We start from the raw sequence: 18,539 nt of genomic DNA, 5'->3' as shown, positions 1-18,539 counted from the left end.
TCTGTATCCCAGCCGAAATCAAACGGTGACACCACACCACCACCCACAAAAAGTGATCGTGTGTCTTGTATCCATCCATCAAACATCAGCCAGAACAACACCAGCCATAAGACCAGCAAAAAATTGTTGTTTGGCGATGATCACATCGGCACGCTGTTGAGTTCTCAAAACACCATCACACACCATCAACAAGCCCCACCCAGTGGTGGCGGCCCGTTTCCGGGGCAACTTCTCTAACTTAATCCATCCGGCTCTTGGGCGTCAAATCCAACCCGCCACCGCCACAACCGTGACCAATGAGGATCTTCATCTCGCGCACTTGGCTCCAGACAAATCCATCAAACCCAAGCACCCGACCCGCACACTCATCTACCAACCAAAACAGTCAGTGTGAGCGGCTCCTGCCGCGATGCCCTTCCGGGCTGACTCCGTAAACATTAGGCGACCGGAGAGTGTCGGGCAAATCGAGGGCGTGTGAACTGGCGCACGTTCGTCGGGGGCCGGTTTCGGCGTCAGCGCCTGGTGGTCACAGGCCGTTCTGCGAGCCGGCAACGATGCGTCGGTGGTCGGGCTCGAACCCGTGGCGCACTCCCCACAGAACAGCCTGACTCCGGCTCGTCACCCCGATCTTGCGGTAGCCCGTGCGGATGTAGCTCTTCACCGAGTTGATCGACAGGTGAGTCTGGGCTGCGATCTCGTTGTTGGACAGCCCCTGTGTGATGAGCGCGAGCACCTCGGCCTCACGAGGCGTGAGCCCCTCTTCGCGCCCGGGCCACTCACCGGCGATCGGCCCCGTACCCACTTCGGCGGAGACGATCGTCTCCCCGGCGTGGACCCGCTCCAGCGCTGCGACGAGTTCCGAGGCCGGGAGCGTCTTCGACAGGTAGCCCTTCACGCCGGCCTCCAGGCTGCGGCGCACAAGATCCGGCTGAAAGTTCCAGGTGTAGACCACGACGTCGCCAACGTTCGGGGCGCCGATGAGGTGCGACAGCGTGACCTCGTCACCGTAAGCCTGGCCGAACGTGTCGTACAGGACGATGTCGCACTGTTCGGCGACCTCCGGCTCCTGGGGCGTGGTGTCCAGTTCGACCACGACGACACGGTCCTTGTACCGCTCGAGCATCTTGACCAGGCCGTTGACCACCACTTCGTAGTCGTCGACGACGGCCAAGCGGATCGGGTTAGCGTTCATCACCCCTTGAGGCTACGACCTCCACCCCCGCGGCGAACCCACCCCTGTGGGTGAGAAGTTGGTGAAGAGTTCCGCTTGCCAACGTGATTCGGCATTCCTACGAATCGGCTGACAACGGCGGCCACAGGCGTCGGGTGCAGCGGGTGGTCACGAGCGTCAGACAACGCCCGGATTGCCGCGGCCGGTCAGGACTTGGCGGCGCGAGCTCGAGCCAACCTGTCGGCCACCTGCATCGCACCGGGCTGGGGCGACTTGCCCTTCGCCAGGCGCTTCGCCGCCGACTTCATGCCGAGTTCGTAGAGCGGACGCGCGTAGCGCTTCGCCCCGTAAGCCACGCGCCCGTCGGGCTCGGTGAGGATGATGTGCTTGCCCGCCTTCATCCCCGCGAAGGCGGCCGCGGCGACCTGCGCGGCCGAGCGCGGCGCCTCGTCGATGAGCTTCGTCGCGCTCTCCTCCATCTCCCGGTCAGCGCCCTCGAGGGAACTCGCGAGGTTCGTGCGGAAGAACGAGGGGCAGATGACGCTCACGTCGACGCCGAAGGGCGAGAGTTCGTGGGAGACCGTCTCGCTCACCGCAACGACGGCGGCCTTCGTCGCGTTGTACGTGGCCATGGCCGGCGCGTGAACGAGGCCGGCCAGGGAGGCGGTGTTGACGATCTGGCCGCTGCGGCGCTCCTTCATCATCGGCGTGAACGTGTGACACCCCCGCACGACGCCCATGAGGTTGATGGCGAGCGCACGATCCCAGTCGGCCATGCCCGCGGCCTCGATGCGACCGCCGACGGCGATGCCGGCGTTGTTGACGAGAACGTCGGGGTGGCCCCAGTGCGACTGCACCCAGGTGCGGGCAGCAGCCCAGTCGTCGTCGCTGCGGACATCGAGGCGCAGGTAGTCGACGCCGTTCGGCAGGAGGGAGGGGTCAACGCTCTCGTGGATGTCGGTGGCGAGCACTCGCGCGCCGTCAGCGGCGAGGAGCCTCACGAGTTCGAGACCGAGCCCCGAGGCGCCGCCCGTGACGAGGGCGCACGCGCCCGCGTAGTTGCGCATCTTCCGTCCGAAACCGATCATGCCCCCGACCGTACGGGCGCATCGCCTCCGTCGCTGTGCAAACCGGCATACTCGTGACCATGGCAGGCCACCGCATCTTCGACACCCCGTTCGCGAGCATCTACCCGCACTACGTCACGAAGGTGGAGCGCAAGGGGCGCAGCGTCGCCGAGCTGCACGAGGTCATCACGTGGCTCACGGGGTATGACGACGAGGGCATCCGCCGCGTCATCTACGACGGGGTGACGATGCAGGGCTTCTTCGACGAGGCCCCGGCGTTCAACACGAACGCGGAACTCATCACCGGCGTCATCTGCGGGCACCGGGTGGAGGAAATCGAGGACCCCCTCACGCAGCGGATCCGCTACCTCGACAAACTCGTCGACGAACTCGCCCGAGGGAAGCAGATGACCTCGATCCTTCGCGGCTGAACGTCAGCGGCGCAGTGCGTCGATCTCGAGGCGGACGTAGTCGAGCACGGGCTCGCTCATCGCCTCACGCACGGCCCGGGTGAACTCGCGGGCCTCGTCATCCGTCATGCCGTCGAGGTATCCACCGAGACAGATCGTGGCGAGGTAGCGCTCCATCGTGGCCGGATCGTCGATGCGCACGGGGCTGGGACGCAGTTCGACGCGCTCGACGTCGAAGCCGTGACGCCCCAGGCGCTCCTTCGTCTCCTGCGGCCCCACGAAGCCCTTCGGCTCGTTCGGCACGCCGCGAACTCGGGAAATGGCCGCCTCGACGATGGCGATGTTGCCCTCGGCGCCAGAGTCGGACGCGAGGCGGGCGCCGGGACGCATCACCTCGGCGAGATTCGCGAACAGCGCGTCGTGGTCGGCGATCCAGTGGAAGCAGGCCACGCTCATCACGGCGTCGAAGGAGTTTTCGAGGTCGAGCGGCTGCTCGAGGTCGCGCACGTGGAAGCTCGCACGCTCGGCTGGCCGATCGGCGAAGCGCTCGCGTGCCTGCTCCACCATCTGCGACGACCCGTCGATGCCGACGAGCTCGACGTCGGGGAACCGGCGCAGGAGCTCCTCGGCGTCGCGGCCCGTACCGCAGCCGGCATCGAGGACGCGCTCGGTGCCGGCGAGGTTCAGGCGCTCGATCGTGCGCTTGCCCCAGGCAACGTGCGGCAACGGCAGCTCGTCGTAGACCTTGGCGTTCCACTCTCGGGTCATCGGCTGCACCTTCCGTCGAAGTATCTTGACATCAAGATACTTGATTCGTTCTCATTCGAGAAGGGCTGCGATGTCCGCGCCGCTCAGGCGACCACCGCCGGCCCCTGCGTCGACGACGTCCTCGAAGAGCTTGCGCTTCTTCTCCTGCAGCTCGACGACCTTGTCCTCGATCGTTCCGGCGCTGACGTAGCGGTAGACCATGACCGGATTCGTCTGCCCGATGCGGTGGGCGCGATCGATGGCCTGGTCCTCGGCGGCCGGGTTCCACCACGGGTCGAGGACGATGACGTAATCGGCCTCGGTGAGCGTGAGCCCGGTGCCGCCCGCCTTGAGCGAGATGAAGAACGCGTCGGCGTCGCCGTCCTTGAACTCGTCGACGACCTGCTGCCGGTTGCGGGTCGAGCCGTCGAGGTAGGCCGTGGAAACACCGGCATCCGCCGCGGCCTCACGCACGATGGTGAGGAAGTCGGTGAACTGGCTGAAGACGAGCGCACGATGCCCCTCGCCCGCGATGTCGGCGAGTTGCTGGACAACGGCCTCGACCTTGCGCGAGACGCTCCGCCCAGAGAACTCGTCGTCGACGAGCGCCGGGTCGAGCGCGAGTCGGCGAAGGCGCGTGAGCGCCGCGAGAATCTCGACGCGGTTGGCGTCCGGATCCTTGAGCAACCCCATGACGCGCTGCTGCTCGCGGCGAAGGTGCCGCTTGTAGACGCGCTCGTGCTGAGGCGACAGCGCGACATCGACCCGCTGGATCTGCTTCTCGGGAAGGTCGGGGGCCACGTCCTGCTTGCGCCGACGCAACATGAGCGGGCCGATGCGGCGGCGCAGCGCCGACAGGGCGTCGGTGACGACGTGCCCCTCGCCCTGCTCGATCGGCTTGCGGTAGCGCCGGATGAAGTCCTCCGGGCGGGGAAAGAGACCCGGCGCGACGAGGTTGAACAGCGACCAGACATCCATGACGGAGTTCTCGAGCGGCGTGCCCGAGATGGCCAGGCCGAACGGCGCCCCGATCTTCTTGATGGCCTGGAACGTCTGCGACGTGTGGTTCTTGACCATCTGGGCTTCGTCGAGCACGAGGGCGCGCCACGAGCAGGCATGGAAGTTGTCGGCATCGAGGCGAGCCACCGCATAGCTCGTCACGACGACATGGGCACGCTCCTCGCGGATCTCCTGGGCCACCTCCGTGCCGCGCTTCTTCGACGTGGCGTTGAGGACACTGACACGCAGCTTCGGCGTGAACTGCGCCGCCTCGCGTGCCCACACGCCGAGCACCGAGGTGGGCGCGATGACGAGGGCCGGAGCGTCGTCGAGTTCCCCTGCCGCGCGGGCCCGTTCGAGCATCGCCAGCGTCTGGATGGTCTTACCGAGGCCCATGTCGTCGGCCAAGACCCCGCCGAGACGCGCGTCCCACAGATTGGCGAGCCAGGCGTAGCCCTCGAGCTGGTAGGGCCGCAACGTGGCATCGAACGCCACCGGCGTCTCGATCGCCCGCGGGTTCCAGCCCTGCTTCGTCAGGCCCTCGACGGCCTCCTGCCATGCCGTGCGCTGCTGCTCGACAACCCCGAGACCCACGAGCTGATCCCACAGGCCGATGTCGTAGCGGCTGATCTGCAGCTTCTCCGAGGTCTTGTCGGTGAGCTCCTGGGCTTCCTCGAGAACGCGTGAGATGTCACGAAGCTGGGGCGAGTCGAGCCGGAAGTACGTGCCCGACGGCAGCATCATCGTCTCGTCGCCGCGGTGCAGCGCCTCGATGAGGTTGGGGTAGGGCACCTCCTGGCCGTCGACGCTGATTTTGATCTGCAGGTCGAGCCAGTCCGGCTTGTTGCCGGCCTCGTTGACGCCCACCTCGATGATGGGATCGTCCTCGGCCTCCTCGTAGACGGGCAGCTCACCCGCCATGACGACGTCGACACCGTCGACGGCCTTGAGTTCGGGAACGGCGTCGGCGAGCTTGACCGCCTCCATGCCGAGGAGCTCGGCCTTCGGCTTGACCCACAGATCGAAGCCGGGCACCGAACGTGTGAGGCGCAGACGCCCGAGGAGGACGGCGGCGCGGGCGATGACGGCGCTCTCGCTCGAGAACTGACGCCCACGACCCACCGGCGTTGACGTGACTCGCTTGTCGCCGTAGGTGAAGAACGTCTCGACCTCGACCTTGCCCACCGTCTTCGGCGTGACGACGAGGAGCAGACGCGGTTCGACCGGATCGCTCAGGGTGTTCGTGACGTCACTGATGCTTGTGTGACGACGCAGGCGGGGCAGGAACTCGCTCTCGAACTCGGGGATCTCGTCCTCGGGAATCTCGATGACGTCGCCCAGCAGGAGCGGTTGGAGCACCGAGTGCGGCGTCTCGTGGAACGGTACGAGCCGCAGGCTGCCGCGGTCGAGCACGGCGACGCCGTGAGCCGGCTCGCCGATGAGGATGGCCGTACCGAACTCGGGTTCGAGGTCGACGCCGACGACGTCGGCCGTCAGGACGAGCCCGGCCTCGCTGCGGTGGATGCCGAGCGTGACCTCCGCGGGCTCGGCGAGCGTGACGCCCTCACCGGGCGTGGCCGCGAGCATGAGCGTGATGCCGGCGTCGGCCACCTCGCGAAGCCCCGGCCAGACGCCCGGGCCGAGTTCGTCGAGGTAGACCGTCTGACCGCTGCCGACCTGGGGCTTGTGCGCCGCGACGAAGCGCTTGAGCACTTCCTGCTGATGCTCTTCGGCCTCGGAGATACCCGCGCTACTGCGCACGTCGACCCACGTCGCCGTGCGCGACCAGCGCCCGGTGCGCATGAGCTTCGTCGGCTTGAGCTCGAGGCGCTGCACTGGCGTCGAGTCCGACATCGACGTGGGCCGAGCCTTGGCCTCGAACTGCAGACCGAGCTGGGCGCGCCACGAACTGCTCGTGGGACTCTCGACCCGCTTCTCCACCCGCTCGGGCTCCGAGGGTCCGAGGGATTCCGACAACCGTGCCCGCCAGGACGCGGTGGCCACGCCGCTGCCGCCGAAGAGGGGCACGACGTTGGACTGGGCGCTCGAACGTGCGGGGGTGCGCGAGACCGAACCCTTGCTCACGCCGTCGGTAATCGCACGGCGCGCCGCGATGATGGCGGCGACGGCGTGCTTGCACTCGGTGGCGACAGGGCACGTGCACCGCGAAACCCACAGCGGCTCACCGTTGGCCGCCTCGCCCTTGTGCGTGACGAGGCACTGGTACGGGGCGAGCCCGTTGCCGGTGACGGTACCCATGAGCACCCGCCCACGGTCCGCCGTGGCCAGCGCGACGACCTTGCCGCCGATGGCATAGTCGAGGCCCCGGCTGAACGCACCCTCCCCGACGACAGCCGCCAGACCGACATCGGTGCTCGACAGCACCCACGTGGCCTCGTCCGGCTCGAACTTCATCGTCACGTGCGCGAGGTTAACGCAGCCCACCGACAACGCCGGAGCTCCGCCCGTGCGAGGTGCGGACCGGGACCGAGGTACCCACCTCGCAACCCGCCTACGATGAGCTTGTGAGCCGCGAGCGTCAGCCCATCACGCCCCCGACGATCATCCTGCGCACGCCTGCCCCGACCGACGACCTCGACGCGGAACGTGCGTGTCTCTCCCCCGACGAGCTTCACCACGCGAACACGCTGCGCGACGGCGAGACCCACCGCATGTTCGTCGCCCGCCGGGCCCTGCTGCGCACCGAACTGGCTGCGCGTCTCGGCGGGTCTCCGGCCGAGATCGTCATCGACCACCGTCCGTGTGTGCAGTGCGGCGGCCCGCACGGACGGCCCTATCCGCGTGCAGCCGATCTGCATTTCTCGGTGACCAGCGTGCGTGGCCCGCGTCCCGTCGTCGCGCTCGCCCTCGCCGAACGTCCCGTCGGGTTCGACCTCGAGGAGGTGGCCGAGCTCGACGTGGTCCGCGACGTGGCGACGCAGCTGCACTTGCGCGAGCGGGCTGCCGTCACCGCAGCGCTCGAGACGTCCTCGCGGGCGGCGTGCAGCGTCTTCACCGAGATCTGGACGCGCAAGGAGGCGCTCCTGAAGGGAACGGGCGAGGGCATCACGGTGCCGCTGGACCGCGACGACGTCAGCGACGTGCGTGCCCGCCCGATCCCCGGGTGGACGGTGGCGATGTGGGAGACCGATCGCCCCGACGTCGTCGGGGCATGGGCTCTCAGCGATTGAGCCGGCTCAGCCCCACCCGAGTTCGTGCAAGCGGTGGTCGTCGATGCCGAAGTAGTGGCCGATTTCGTGCAGTAACGTGACGCGGATCTGCTCGACGACTTCCTCCCGCGTCCTCGAGAGTCGCTGAATCGGACCGGAGAACAGGTAGATGCGATCGGGCAAGCTGCCCCATCCATAGCCATCTCCGCGGTCAGGCAACGCGACGCCCACGTACAGACCGAGCAGCTCCCCACCGTCGACGTCGGCGAGCTGCTCGGGCGTGGGCTCGTCCTCGACCTGGAAAACGACGTTGTCGAGGCGGTCGAGGAACTGCGTCGGCACCGCGTCGAGCGCGTCACCGACGGCGTCCTCGAACTCCTGGCGCGACAACCACACAGGGTCAGGACTCACGCAGGCTGCTGACGATGTCCTTGGCCAGCTTCTGTGCCCGCTCGGCCGTGCCGGAGCTGACAGTGATGTTGCGGTACGAGCCCTTGCCGTCCGGCACGTAGAGCGCCACGCCGCGGACGGTGGTCTCGGCTACCGGCAGGCTGTACTCGTACTGCACACCCTGTCCGAGCGGCGTCTCGATCTCCCTGAAGGAGACGGGCTTTCCGCCGATCTGGTCGAACGACGAGTCGAGTTGGCCCTTCGTGGGCTTCACGGGGATGGCGACCTTCGTGACGTTCGCGTTGTCGGCGAAGTTCGACGTGCCGGACAGATCGATGACGACGATGTCGGCCTGGGTCTCGAACTGCTTGACCATCTGCTCGGGCGTGAGCCCGGACTTCTTCGCGAGCGGTTCGATGTTGTTCTTCGAGCGCGGGTTGTCGAGAAGCGACGCCTCGACCTTCTGCCAGCCCGACGGCACGCCGAAGCTCATCCCGGCGTCAGGAGCCGTGACGAGCTTTGTGCCGGCCGGCAGAGCGGCGTTGCCCGCATCGCTCGACGAGGCACTCGAGGAGGAAGTCGGGGACGAGCTCGACGAGGACGATTCGGACGAGGTGTACGACTCCGTCGCGGACGATTCGCTCGACGACGACTCCGACGGCGAACTCTCGCTCGTCGAACTGGAGCTCTGCGACGAGGAACTGCTCGTCGAGGTGCCCTCCGCACCGAACGTGCCGCACCCGGCGAGCACCGTGGTGAGCGCGAGCCCTGCCGTGACCACCCTGAGCGACTTCATGACGAACCCCTCCCGAACACTGCCGACTGTGAGGCTCACACTAGCGCGGCAGGACGACAGGACGACCCGTGGAGGGATCCTCGAGAACCACACACTCGATGCCGTACAGACGCTTCGCCAGCTCGGCGGTGAGAACCTCCGCCGCCGCGCCCTGCGCGACGATCTTCCCCTCGGACATCGCGACGAGACGATCGGCGTAACGCGCCGCGAGGAACAGGTCGTGCAGCACCATGACGACGGTCGTGCCACGCTCGGCGTTGCGGCGCCGCACGACGTCGAGCAACTCCACCGCGTGACCGATGTCGAGGAAGCTCGTCGGCTCGTCGAGCAGCAGGATGTCCGTGTCCTGAGCGAGTGCGAGCGCGAGCCACACCCGCTGACGCTGACCGCCGGAGAGCTCCTCGACCGGTCGCTCGGCGAGGTCGTCCACGCCGGTGACGCGCATCGCCTCGGCGACCACCTCGTCGTCCTCGGGGCCGCCGCGCCCGAGCAACCCGAGGTGCGGGGTGCGTCCCTGGCGCACCAGTTCGGCGACACTCATCCCCTCGGGAGCCAGGGGATTCTGGGGCAGGAGCGCCACCTTCTTCGCGACGTCACGCGTCGGCTCGGACGCGACGTCGGCGTCGTCGAGCAGCACCCGCCCGGACGCCGGCGTCATGAGTCGGGTGAGGCCCGCGAACAGCGTCGACTTGCCGCAGCCGTTGGCACCGATGAGGACGGTGACCTTCCCGTCCGGCACGTCGAGCGAAACGTCACGGACGACATCCGGGCCGGCGTTGCGCCCCGACCCGTAGCGCAGCACGAGTTCTTCGGTGCGAAGCCGGGTCATGGCGTTCCTTTCGATCGTCCTCGCTGCGATGCGACGAGGAGCCAGGCGAGCACGGGCGCGCCGGCGAGTCCGGTGATGACGCCGACGGGCAGCTTGCCGCCGCCGGGGATGAGGTAGGCGCCGACGTAGTCGCCGGCAATCGTGATGCTCGCTCCGACGAGAGCCGCAGCGACGATGCTCGTGCGCCCCATGAGACGACGGGCGATCGGGCCGGCGAGCAGGGCGACGAAGGCGACCGGGCCACAGACGCTCGTCGCGACGGCGATGCCGAGCACGACGCCGACGAAGACGAAGGCTCGTGTGGCGCCGTCGGGAACGCCGAGGCCGACGGCGAGCGGTCGACCGAGTTCGAGCACGCGCAGGCGATGAGCCAGGAGGGCGAGCACGACGAGCATCGGAAGCCCGATACCCGCGAGCCGTGCGATCTCGGGCCACGTGACGTCCGAGACCGAACCGGCGAGCCACACCATCGCGTCCTGCGCCTGGAAGGCGTTGGACTTGAGCAGGATCCACTGGATCACCGACTGCAGACCCGCAGCCATCGCGATACCGACGAGGATCATGCGCGCCGTCTGCCCCTTGGCGAGAGCCAGGATGACGCCGGAGACGGCGAAGCCGCCCAGCACGGCGACGAAGAGGATCGGCCAACCGGACCATCCGAGCAACGTCACACAGAACACGGCCGCTGTACTCGAGCCGAGCGAGATGCCGAGGACGTCAGGGCTCGCGAGTGGGTTACGCACGAGCGACTGCATCGCCGCACCTGCCGCGCCGAAGAGCGCCCCACCGACGAGGGCTGCCACGGCCCGCGGCAGCTTCGACTCCATGAGGACGTAGTTCGCGCCGCTCACGTCGATCTGCTCACCGAGGACGATGCGCACGGCATCGGTGATGGTGAAGGTGAAGTCGCCGAGGAGAACCCGGACGAGGAAGATCGCCAGAGTCGCGACGATCAGTGCGCCGAGGGCGACGAGGCGGCGCCGTTTGCGCGGATCGGTGTCGACGCGCGACCGCTCGAGAGTCGTCGGGGACATCTGCGTCGCGGAGGGAGAAGTCGATGTCGTCTCGTTCACAGCGATCGCATCCTCGCGACGACCCACAGCAGGGCCGGGCAGCCGAGGACGGCCGTCATGATGCCGACCTGCACTTCGCCGGGCGGGGAGACGACGCGGCCGAGCGTGTCGGCGAGCAGAACGAGGCTGGCCCCGACGAAGGCTGACGCGGGGAGAAGCACGCGGTACGACGTCCCGATGAGGGGACGCAGGAGGTGGGGCGCGACGAGCCCGACGAAACCGATCGGCCCCGCGACGGCCACGGCCCCTGCCGCGAGTGCCACTGCAGCACCGCCGATGACGAAGCGCAGCTTCTCGGGCTTCTCGCCGAGGCCGCGCGCCACGGAATCGCCCATGGCGAGGATGTCGAGGCGCCGTCCCGCGACGAGCAGAACGCCGAAGCCGAGCGCGAGCAGCGGCAGCACCGGAACGATGTCGCCGATCTCGCGACCGGCGACCGAGCCGACCTGCCAGAAGCGGTAGACGTCGAGCGACTTGCCGTCGGCGATGAGCAGTGCCGACCCGACGGAGGTCGCGCCGGCGGTGAACACCATGCCGGCAAGCGCCATCGACAGCGGGCTGTTGCCCGATCCGCCGAACCCGCGTGAGGCCGCCGTCGCGAGCGCCGTCACGGCCACCGCGGCGAGCGCGGCGCCGACGAGCGCGAAACCGATGTAGCCGAGAAGCGAGTTGATGCCGAACCACGTGATGCCCGCGACGACGAGCAGTGATGCCCCCGCGTTGATGCCGAGAATGCCCGGGTCGGCGAGAGGGTTGCGCGTGATGCCCTGCATCGCGGCACCCGACATCGCGACAGCCGCCCCGATGAGGATGCCGACGACCGTACGGTCGCCGCGTGCAGACAGGAGCGCGCCGAGGTCACCCGAGGTGAGCGCCGTGGCCCCGACGAGCAGGGACACGACGACGGCGACCGCGAGGAGCGCGGGCAGCACGAGGCCACCGGCGACGAGCCGCGATCGGCTCGGTGCCTGCGCGTCAGGGCGTGACGTGGTGGATGACATCGGCATCGAGGCTAGTGATCACATCGAATGCGGCTGCGCGCGCACCGCGATGCGGAACGCGCGCAGCCGTCATTCGAGGTACTTACTTGACCTTCTTGGCCGCGGCGGCGAGCTGCGGCAGGAACGTCTCGAGAGCGACCGGGATCGACAGCACGCTCGGGCCGGACATCGCCGCGGACGGCTTCTGCTCCTTGATCGAGACGAACGTGTCGTTCTTGATCGCCGGGATCTTGCCCAGCAGGGCGTTGCTCTTGATCTTGCTCGGCTCGGCGCCCTGCAGTTCGTCGAACACGACGATGTCCGAGTCGATCTGCGCGGCCTTCTCGGCAGAGAGGTCGACGAAGAACGACTTGCTGCTCTTCGTCTGCTTGGCGATTCCGTCACCATCGGGCAGGCCGAACTCGGCGAGGGTGCGCGGGCGGTTGTCGCTCGGGGTGTAGACACCCACCGTGTTGAGGTTCGTCGGCGTGAAGTAGACCCACGAGGCCGTCTTGCCCTTGAGCTCGGGGTACTTGGCGACGGCGTCGCTGATCTTCTTCTTGGTCTCGGCCATGAGCTTCTCGCCCTCGGCCTTCTTGCCCAGAGCGGTCGCGATCATGGTCGTCGACTCCTGCCAGGACGTGCCCCAGGCGACCTTCGGGTACGCGACCGTGGGGGCGATCTTCGAGAGCTTGTCGTACTGCTCCTTCGTCAGACCCGAGTTCGTTCCGAGGATGAGGTCGGGCTGGTACGTCGCGATCTTGTCGACGGGCGTACCGTCCTTGTCGCTAAAGCGCGCCGGAGCCTTGCCCCCGATCTTCTTGAGCTGAGCGTCGAGCCAGTCGGTGGACTTGTTCGCGTTGGCGCCCCACGTCACCTCGGGTGCCGCGACCGGCGCGAGGCCGAGGGCGGCGACGACGTCGGCGTCACCCCACCCGACGACGACGACCTTCGTCGGGGCCTTCTCGATCTTCGTCGTACCGAACGCGTGCTTGACCTCGACGGGGAAGCCAGACCCGGCGCCCCCACCCGAGCTCTTGCTCTCCGACGACTCGTCGGACGACGAGCCGGTGCCACAGGCGGCCAGTGCGGTGGCGGCAGTGCCTGCGGTGGCGAGGGCGAGGAAACCACGGCGGTTGATCACGGGGGACCTTTCGATGAAGGGACAACAGCAGATGAGCAGTTACGTCACGTCGACGTGACGCAATGCCTGGCAACGTGAGTTAGGCAATGCTAACCTCACATGTGTTGCTCGATGCAACGCCCGCACCCGCAGTCGAGACGGAAGGCGTCGATGATGACCCCGACCACCGCACGCGCTCGCGCGTTGCGCCCAGTCGATCGCGGTGAGGCCGGCCGGATCCTGGCCGACCTGCGCGCGCAGGACTTCGTCTTCACCGTCCTCGAAACCGAGCGCGTCAGCGACACCTACCAGCGCGTGCGCTGCGCAGGCAACGGATTCCTGCGCACTCATGCCCCGTACCCCACGATGTGGGTGCGCCTGTGGTTCACCGATCCCACGGGAACCGGCGCCGGCCACCAGCGCGCCTACACGCTCGTCGACCCCGACGTCGAGACCGGCACCTTCTGGCTCGAGTTCGCCATCCACGACGGCGCTGCCGCCCGCTGGGCGCAGCAGACCGTCCCCGGCGACGAGATCGAGGCCAGCCTCTACGGGTCGGAACCGTCCCTGCCCGATTGCGACGACGTCGACCGTCACCTCCTCGTCGGAGACACCGCCTCCCTGCCGGCGATCAACTCGCTCCTCGACGCCGTGAGCGCCGCGCCGACCACTGTTGTCCTCGAGTGGGTGCACCCCGAGGACCGTGCGCTGCCTGTTCGCCTACGTGCACAGGATTCGCTGCGCTGGGTGCGTCGCACCGACAACGGTCAGGGCCTGCTCGACGCCGTCGATGCGGAGATCGCCGCGTTCGTCGCTGCAGACGGGGCGCCCGGCGAACGCACGAACCTGCACGCCCCCGAGGCCACCTGCACGCGGCTGTTCGCGTGGGGCGCCTGCGACACCGTCACGACCCGCGCCCTGACGAAGAAGCTGCGCGCGGCAGGCCTTCGTCGCGACTGCATCAAGACGCTCGGCTACTGGTTGCCGCCGCAGGAAGCCGACCAAGCGCTCGCCGGCTGACGCGCGGCCGGCCCGCCCACGAAGCGACACGAACTGCCCACGCCCCCTCGGGAGCGTGGGCAGTTCGTCTTCACGTCCGGCCCGTGAGGCCAGCGTTCAGGCCTTCGGGACGTTGCGCTCCAGTTCGTCGAGCCAGGCCTTGCCCGAGGCATCGGACGGCATGCGCCAGTCGCCGCGGGGAGACAATGCACCGCCGGCGCTCACCTTCGGTCCGTTCGGCAGCGCCGAGCGCTTGAACTGCTGGCTGAAGAAGCGCTTGTAGAACACCTCGAGCCAGTGACGGATCTCCTCGAGGGAGTAGACCGGGCGCTTGTCCTCCGGGAAACCGGCCGGCCAACGGCCGTCGTCGACATCGTCCCAGGCGTGCATGGCGAGGAACGCGATCTTGCTCGGGCGGAAGCCCTGCGAGAGCACGTGGTAGAGCGTGAAGTCCTGCAGGTTGTACGGGCCGATGTTCGCCTCGGTCGACTGCGGCGTCTCGCCCTCCTTCGTCGGCACGAGCTCGGGCGTGATCTCGGTGTCGAGGATCGACAACAGCGTCTCGCCGACGCGCTCGTCGAACTGGTCGCTCGAAGCCACCCAGCGCACGAGGTGCTGCATGAGCGTCTTCGGGACGCCGGCGTTGACGCCGTAGTGCGACATCTGGTCACCGACGCCGTAGGTGCACCAGCCGAGTGCGAGCTCCGACAGGTCACCCGTGCCGAGGACGATGCCGCCCTTGCTGTTGGCGATACGGAAGAGGAAGTCGGTGCGCAGACCGGCCTGGACGTTCTCGAACGTGACGTCGTAGACCTCCTCACCGCGCCCGAACGGGTGGCCGAGGTCCTTCAACATTTGCGTGGCCATGGGGCGGATGTCGACCTCCTCGAACGTGACGCCGAGCGTCTCGCCGAGCTTGTACGCGTTCGACTTCGTGTGGTCGCTCGTCGCGAAGCCCGGCATCGTGTACGCCAGGATGTCGGTGCGCGGGCGTCCGAGGCGGTCCATCGCCTTGGCCGCGACGATGAGCGCGTGCGTCGAGTCGAGACCACCCGAGACACCGATGACGATCTTCGGCTGGCCGATCGAGCGCATGCGCTGCTCGAGTGCGCTGACCTGGATCTCGTACGCTTCGTAGCAGTCCTGGGCGAGGCGGGCTTCGTCGGCGGGCACGAACGGGAAGCGCTCGATCTCGCGCTTGAGACCGAGGTCGGCGTCCGGCACACCGAGCTCGAACGGGACCTCGCGCAGCGGTCGCGCCGGGCCGAAGCTCAGACGGTTGTCGTCATAGCTGCCGTAGCGCTGACGCGCCTGGCGGATGGCGCCGAGGTCGATGTCCGCGACGCTGGAGCGCGGGCCCTCGGGGAAGCGCTGAGTCTCGGCGAGCAGGGTGCCCTGGTCGTAGATCATCGTCTGGCCGTCCCAGGCGAGGTCGGTGGTCGATTCACCCTCACCGCTCGCGGCGTACACGTAGGCCGCGAGGGTGCGGAACGACTGGCTCTGGACGACGAGGCTGCGCTGCGCCGACTTGCCGACCGTGATGGGTGAACCGGAGAGGTTCATGAGGACGCTCGCGCCCGCGAGGGCCGCCTCGGACGAGGGCGGGATGGGCACCCACACGTCCTCGCAGATCTCGACGTGGATCGCGAGGTCCGGCAGGTCGAGCGCCCGGAAGACGAGGTCGGGGCCGAAGGGCACCTCCCCGAGTTCCTCGCCGAGGTCGACGTGCTCACCGCGCTGATCCTCGCCGAACGCGTACCAGCGCTTCTCGTAGAACTCGCGGTAGTTGGGCAGGTAGCTCTTCGGCACGACGCCGAGAACCTCACCCTCCTTGACGACGACTGCGCAGTTGTAGAGGCGCTGGCCCTTACGAATCGGCGCGCCGATGACGGCGACGGGCGTGAGCCCGCGCGAACCGTCGACGACGGCGGCGATCGCGCGCAGCACGTCGTCGAGCAGCACGTCCTGCATGACGAGGTCCTCGACGCTGTAACCGCAGAGGTTGAGTTCGGGGTAGACCGCGGCCGCCACACCCTCGTCGTGCAGCTCACGCATCGACTCGAGAACGCGCTCGGCGTTCGTCATCGGGTCGGCGAGCGCAATGGGGTGAGTGACCGCCGCGACGCGGGCGAATCCGTGCGCGTACAGGGAACGGAAGTTCATGGTTCCCAGCATGTCAGAACCCACTGCGGACGCCTGTAAAGCAGGTGCCGGCGCCCCGCGGTGACGCCACGGCGGGGGCCGTTGGCTACGGTCTAGTCATGACGCACTCCGGCTGTTGGACCACGCGCTCGAGCACCCCGAAGTACACCAACCCGTGGATCAGCGTCCGGGAGGACGCCGTCGTGCGCCCCGACGGCGGAGAAGGCGTGTACGGCGTCGTCACCATGCGCAATCCGGCCGTTTTCGTCGTCGCGATGACGGACGAGGACGAAGTCCTCATGGTCTCGCTCTACCGCTACCCCACCCAGGCGATGTCACTCGAGGTACCGGCCGGCGGCAGCGACGGTGAGAACCTGCTGCTCGCAGCGCAGCGTGAGCTCGTCGAGGAGACCGGCTACACGGCCCGCGAGTGGCGCGAAATCGGGCGCATGAACGCACTCAACGGAGTGTGCGACGCCCCCGAGCACGTCTTTCTCGCCACGGGCTTGCAGGCCCCGGCCAGTGTCGAGGACGCCGAGAGGGCAGCCCGTGAGCAGAAGGCCGAAGGGATCTCCGCCGTGCGTGCCGTGCCGTGGGAAGGCCTCATGCGCCTCGTCGCGGACGGTGAGGTCACCGACGGTGAGAGCGTCGCCGCTCTCATGTTCGTCGCGCTCGCTCTCGGCCGAGTGTGAAACAGCAGTTGCGCAAAAGGTAGCGTCAGCGGCGACGCTCACACCCGCGAACGTCATCGTCCCCTGAACCACGAGGATTGCATGCCCAGCGACGTCGAGATCGCAGCCGCCTACCCCATGCAACCCATCGAGGACATCGCGGCGAAGATCGGCATTCCCGAGTCCGAGATCTTCCGCTACGGCCCGCACAAGGCCAAGGTCTCGCTGCCGTACGTTCAGGGGCGCGACCGGCGTGAGGGCAGCAAGCTCGTGCTGGTCACCGCGACGAGCCCGACGCCGGCCGGCGAGGGCAAGACGACGACCACGGTGGGCCTCGTCGACGGGCTCGCGCAGATCGGCGAGTCCGCCGCAGCCGCGCTGCGTGAGCCGAGCATGGGGCCCGTCTTCGGGATGAAGGGCGGGGCCGCCGGCGGAGGGCGCGCCCAGCTCAACCCGATGACGGACATCAACCTTCACTTCACCGGTGACTTCGCGGCCATCGCCGCCGCACACAACCTGCTCGCAGCGGTGCTCGACAACCACCTGCAGCAGGGCAACGCGCTCGGCATCGACCCGCGCCGCATCACCTTCAAACGCGTGCTCGACATGAACGACCGCGCGCTGCGCGACATCGTCATCGGCCTCGGGGGCCCGACGAACGGCGTGCCGCGAGAATCCGGCTTCGACATCGTCGTCGCGAGCGAGGTCATGGCCATCTTCTGCCTTGCCGCGTCGATCGACGACCTCAAGGAGCGCCTCGGTCGCATCGTTGTCGCGCGAACCTACGAGAAGGCACCCGTGACCGCGAGCGACCTCGGCGTCCACGGCGCCATGGCGGCTCTTCTCGCCGACGCGTTGGCGCCCAACCTCGTCCAGACGCTCGAGGGCAACCCCGCCCTCGTCCACGGCGGCCCGTTCGCCAACATCGCGCACGGCTGCAACTCGGTGACGGCGACGCAGACCGCCCTCGCTCACGCCGATTGGACCGTGACGGAGGCCGGCTTCGGCGCCGACCTCGGCGCGGAGAAGTTCATCGACCTCAAGTGCCGCTTCACCGGCCTGCGCCCGGACGCCGTCGTCCTCGTCGCGACGGTGCGCTCGATGAAGTACCACGGCGGCGTGGCCGTCGCCGACCTCACGACGGAGAACGTCGAGGCGATGCTCGCCGGCATGAGCAACATCGAGCGCCACCTCGCGAACATCCGCGACGTGTGGAACCTGCCCGTCGTCGTGGGCGTCAACCGCTTCCCGAGTGACACCGACGCCGAGATCGAGGCCTTCACGAAACACGTCGAGGGGCTCGGCGTGAAGGTGGAGATCTGCACCCACTTCGCCGACGGCGGCAAGGGCGCGGTGGGGCTCGCGAAGGCCCTCGTCGAGATCACGTCCGGCCAGAAGCCCGAGCTGTCGTTCACCTACGGCGACGACCTCGGGCTCGCGGCGAAGGCAGAGACGGTCGCGCAGCGCATCTACGGCGCGGAGCGACTCGAGATCCCCTCGGCCGTCGCCAAGCAGATCGCCCAGTTCGAGGACGAGGGTTACGGCCACCTTCCCGTGTGCATCGCGAAGACGCAGAAGTCGTTCACGACCGACGACGCCGAACGCGGCGCCCCGTCGGGCCACGTCGTCGAGGTGCGCGAGGTGCGCCTGGCCGCCGGTGCGGGCTTCGTCGTCTTCGTCTGCGGCTCGCTCATGACGATGCCGGGCCTGCCGAAGAAGCCGGCCGCACTCGCCATCGACGTGGACTCCGACGGAGCCGTCACCGGCTTGTTCTGACGGGCGACGCGCACCGAGGGAAAGATCCGCCCGGGGGGGGGGGGGGGCCGCGGGGCGGGGGGGGGGGCCGGGGGGGGGGGGGGGGGGGGGGGCGCCGCCGGCGGGGGCCCGGGCGGGGGGGGGGGGGGGCGGGGGGGGGGGGGGGGGGGGGGGGGGGGGGGGGGGCGGGGGGGGGGGGGGGGGGGGGGGGCGGGGG

General features: G+C 68.4%; 17 protein-coding genes. 6 read left to right on the top strand and 11 right to left on the bottom strand.

The genetic code is table 11. The features are described 5' to 3' along the window. Nucleotides 1–237, top strand: a 237-nt coding sequence (locus tag K9D12_RS14205) for a hypothetical protein (protein WP_223060549.1), incomplete at its 5' end; no start/stop codon positions are given. 289 nt (nt 238–526) lie between these two features. Here K9D12_RS14205 and K9D12_RS14200 read toward each other — a convergent pair. After that, entirely contained in the window at nt 527–1,192 is a 666-nt protein-coding gene (locus K9D12_RS14200) for a response regulator transcription factor (RefSeq protein ID WP_129666641.1), read from the bottom strand. Between the two features lie 185 nt (nt 1,193–1,377). Beyond that, complete coding sequence (locus K9D12_RS14195) at nt 1,378–2,259, bottom strand: SDR family NAD(P)-dependent oxidoreductase (protein WP_205744926.1); 882 nt, start codon at nt 2,257–2,259, stop codon at nt 1,378–1,380. A 59-nt stretch (nt 2,260–2,318) separates the two neighbouring features. On the opposite strand from K9D12_RS14195, the gene K9D12_RS14190 reads away from it, so the two are divergent. Next, nucleotides 2,319–2,669, top strand: a complete 351-nt coding sequence (locus K9D12_RS14190) for a DUF2200 domain-containing protein (protein WP_129666588.1) — start codon at nt 2,319–2,321, stop codon at nt 2,667–2,669. 3 nt (nt 2,670–2,672) lie between these two features. On the opposite strand, the gene K9D12_RS14185 is transcribed toward K9D12_RS14190, so the two are convergent. Both K9D12_RS14185 and K9D12_RS14180 read right to left on the bottom strand, forming a co-directional pair. Then, nucleotides 2,673–3,416 (bottom strand): trans-aconitate 2-methyltransferase, encoded by a 744-nt coding sequence (locus K9D12_RS14185; protein WP_047311019.1) that lies wholly within the window; start codon nt 3,414–3,416, stop codon nt 2,673–2,675. Between the two features lie 51 nt (nt 3,417–3,467). Next, entirely contained in the window at nt 3,468–6,809 is a 3,342-nt protein-coding gene (locus K9D12_RS14180) for a DEAD/DEAH box helicase (protein WP_225911335.1), read from the bottom strand. A 110-nt stretch (nt 6,810–6,919) separates the two neighbouring features. On the opposite strand from K9D12_RS14180, the gene K9D12_RS14175 reads away from it, so the two are divergent. Further along, nucleotides 6,920–7,585 (top strand): 4'-phosphopantetheinyl transferase superfamily protein, encoded by a 666-nt coding sequence (locus tag K9D12_RS14175; RefSeq protein ID WP_052946891.1) that lies wholly within the window; start codon nt 6,920–6,922, stop codon nt 7,583–7,585. Between the two features lie 6 nt (nt 7,586–7,591). Here the strand turns inward: K9D12_RS14175 and K9D12_RS14170 are convergent, their stop codons facing one another. From K9D12_RS14170 to K9D12_RS14145, 6 genes are all read right to left on the bottom strand, one after another. After that, complete coding sequence (locus tag K9D12_RS14170) at nt 7,592–7,975, bottom strand: metallopeptidase family protein (protein ID WP_231579528.1); 384 nt, start codon at nt 7,973–7,975, stop codon at nt 7,592–7,594. After that, a complete protein-coding gene (locus tag K9D12_RS14165; RefSeq protein ID WP_156170193.1) occupies nt 7,965–8,750 on the bottom strand; it encodes a hypothetical protein in 786 nt (261 codons plus the stop codon). The genes K9D12_RS14170 and K9D12_RS14165 overlap by 11 nt, the downstream gene beginning before the upstream one ends. Before the next feature lie 40 nt (nt 8,751–8,790). Continuing rightward, the gene (locus tag K9D12_RS14160; RefSeq protein WP_052946890.1) at nt 8,791–9,579 is read right to left on the bottom strand and encodes an ABC transporter ATP-binding protein; all 789 of its coding nucleotides are present in this window, start codon (nt 9,577–9,579) and stop codon (nt 8,791–8,793) included. Further along, complete coding sequence (locus tag K9D12_RS14155; protein WP_231579527.1) at nt 9,576–10,652, bottom strand: iron chelate uptake ABC transporter family permease subunit; 1,077 nt, start codon at nt 10,650–10,652, stop codon at nt 9,576–9,578. Before K9D12_RS14155 ends, K9D12_RS14160 begins: the two co-directional genes overlap by 4 nt. Continuing rightward, nucleotides 10,649–11,653, bottom strand: coding sequence for an iron ABC transporter permease (locus tag K9D12_RS14150; RefSeq protein ID WP_225911331.1), 1,005 nt, complete (start codon nt 11,651–11,653; stop codon nt 10,649–10,651). The genes K9D12_RS14155 and K9D12_RS14150 overlap by 4 nt, the downstream gene beginning before the upstream one ends. 82 nt (nt 11,654–11,735) lie before the next feature. Beyond that, nucleotides 11,736–12,776, bottom strand: coding sequence for an iron-siderophore ABC transporter substrate-binding protein (locus K9D12_RS14145; RefSeq protein WP_129666600.1), 1,041 nt, complete (start codon nt 12,774–12,776; stop codon nt 11,736–11,738). Nucleotides 12,777–12,929: 153 nt separating this feature from the next. Between K9D12_RS14145 and K9D12_RS14140 the strand changes: the two genes are divergently transcribed. Further along, nucleotides 12,930–13,775 carry a siderophore-interacting protein gene (locus K9D12_RS14140; RefSeq protein WP_223060546.1) on the top strand — a complete coding sequence of 282 codons (846 nt, stop codon included), beginning with the start codon at nt 12,930–12,932 and terminating at the stop codon, nt 13,773–13,775. A gap of 96 nt (nt 13,776–13,871) precedes the next feature. Here the strand turns inward: K9D12_RS14140 and K9D12_RS14135 are convergent, their stop codons facing one another. After that, nucleotides 13,872–15,917 (bottom strand): NAD(+) synthase, encoded by a 2,046-nt coding sequence (locus tag K9D12_RS14135; RefSeq protein WP_187037027.1) that lies wholly within the window; start codon nt 15,915–15,917, stop codon nt 13,872–13,874. Nucleotides 15,918–16,015: 98 nt separating this feature from the next. Here K9D12_RS14135 and K9D12_RS14130 point away from each other — a divergent pair, with 98 nt between their 5' ends. Beyond that, nucleotides 16,016–16,588 (top strand): NUDIX hydrolase, encoded by a 573-nt coding sequence (locus K9D12_RS14130; protein WP_223060545.1) that lies wholly within the window; start codon nt 16,016–16,018, stop codon nt 16,586–16,588. An 81-nt stretch (nt 16,589–16,669) separates the two neighbouring features. Beyond that, complete coding sequence (locus K9D12_RS14125; RefSeq protein WP_223060544.1) at nt 16,670–18,343, top strand: formate--tetrahydrofolate ligase; 1,674 nt, start codon at nt 16,670–16,672, stop codon at nt 18,341–18,343. The last annotated feature ends 196 nt before the right edge of the window (nt 18,344–18,539 follow it).

Source organism: Dermacoccus sp. Tok2021 (assembly GCF_019895135.1).
Taxonomy (GTDB): Bacteria; Actinomycetota; Actinomycetes; order Actinomycetales; family Dermatophilaceae; genus Dermacoccus; species Dermacoccus abyssi.
Note: the sequence above shows the minus strand (reverse complement) of the source record. Positions and strands in the feature narration are given on the sequence as shown.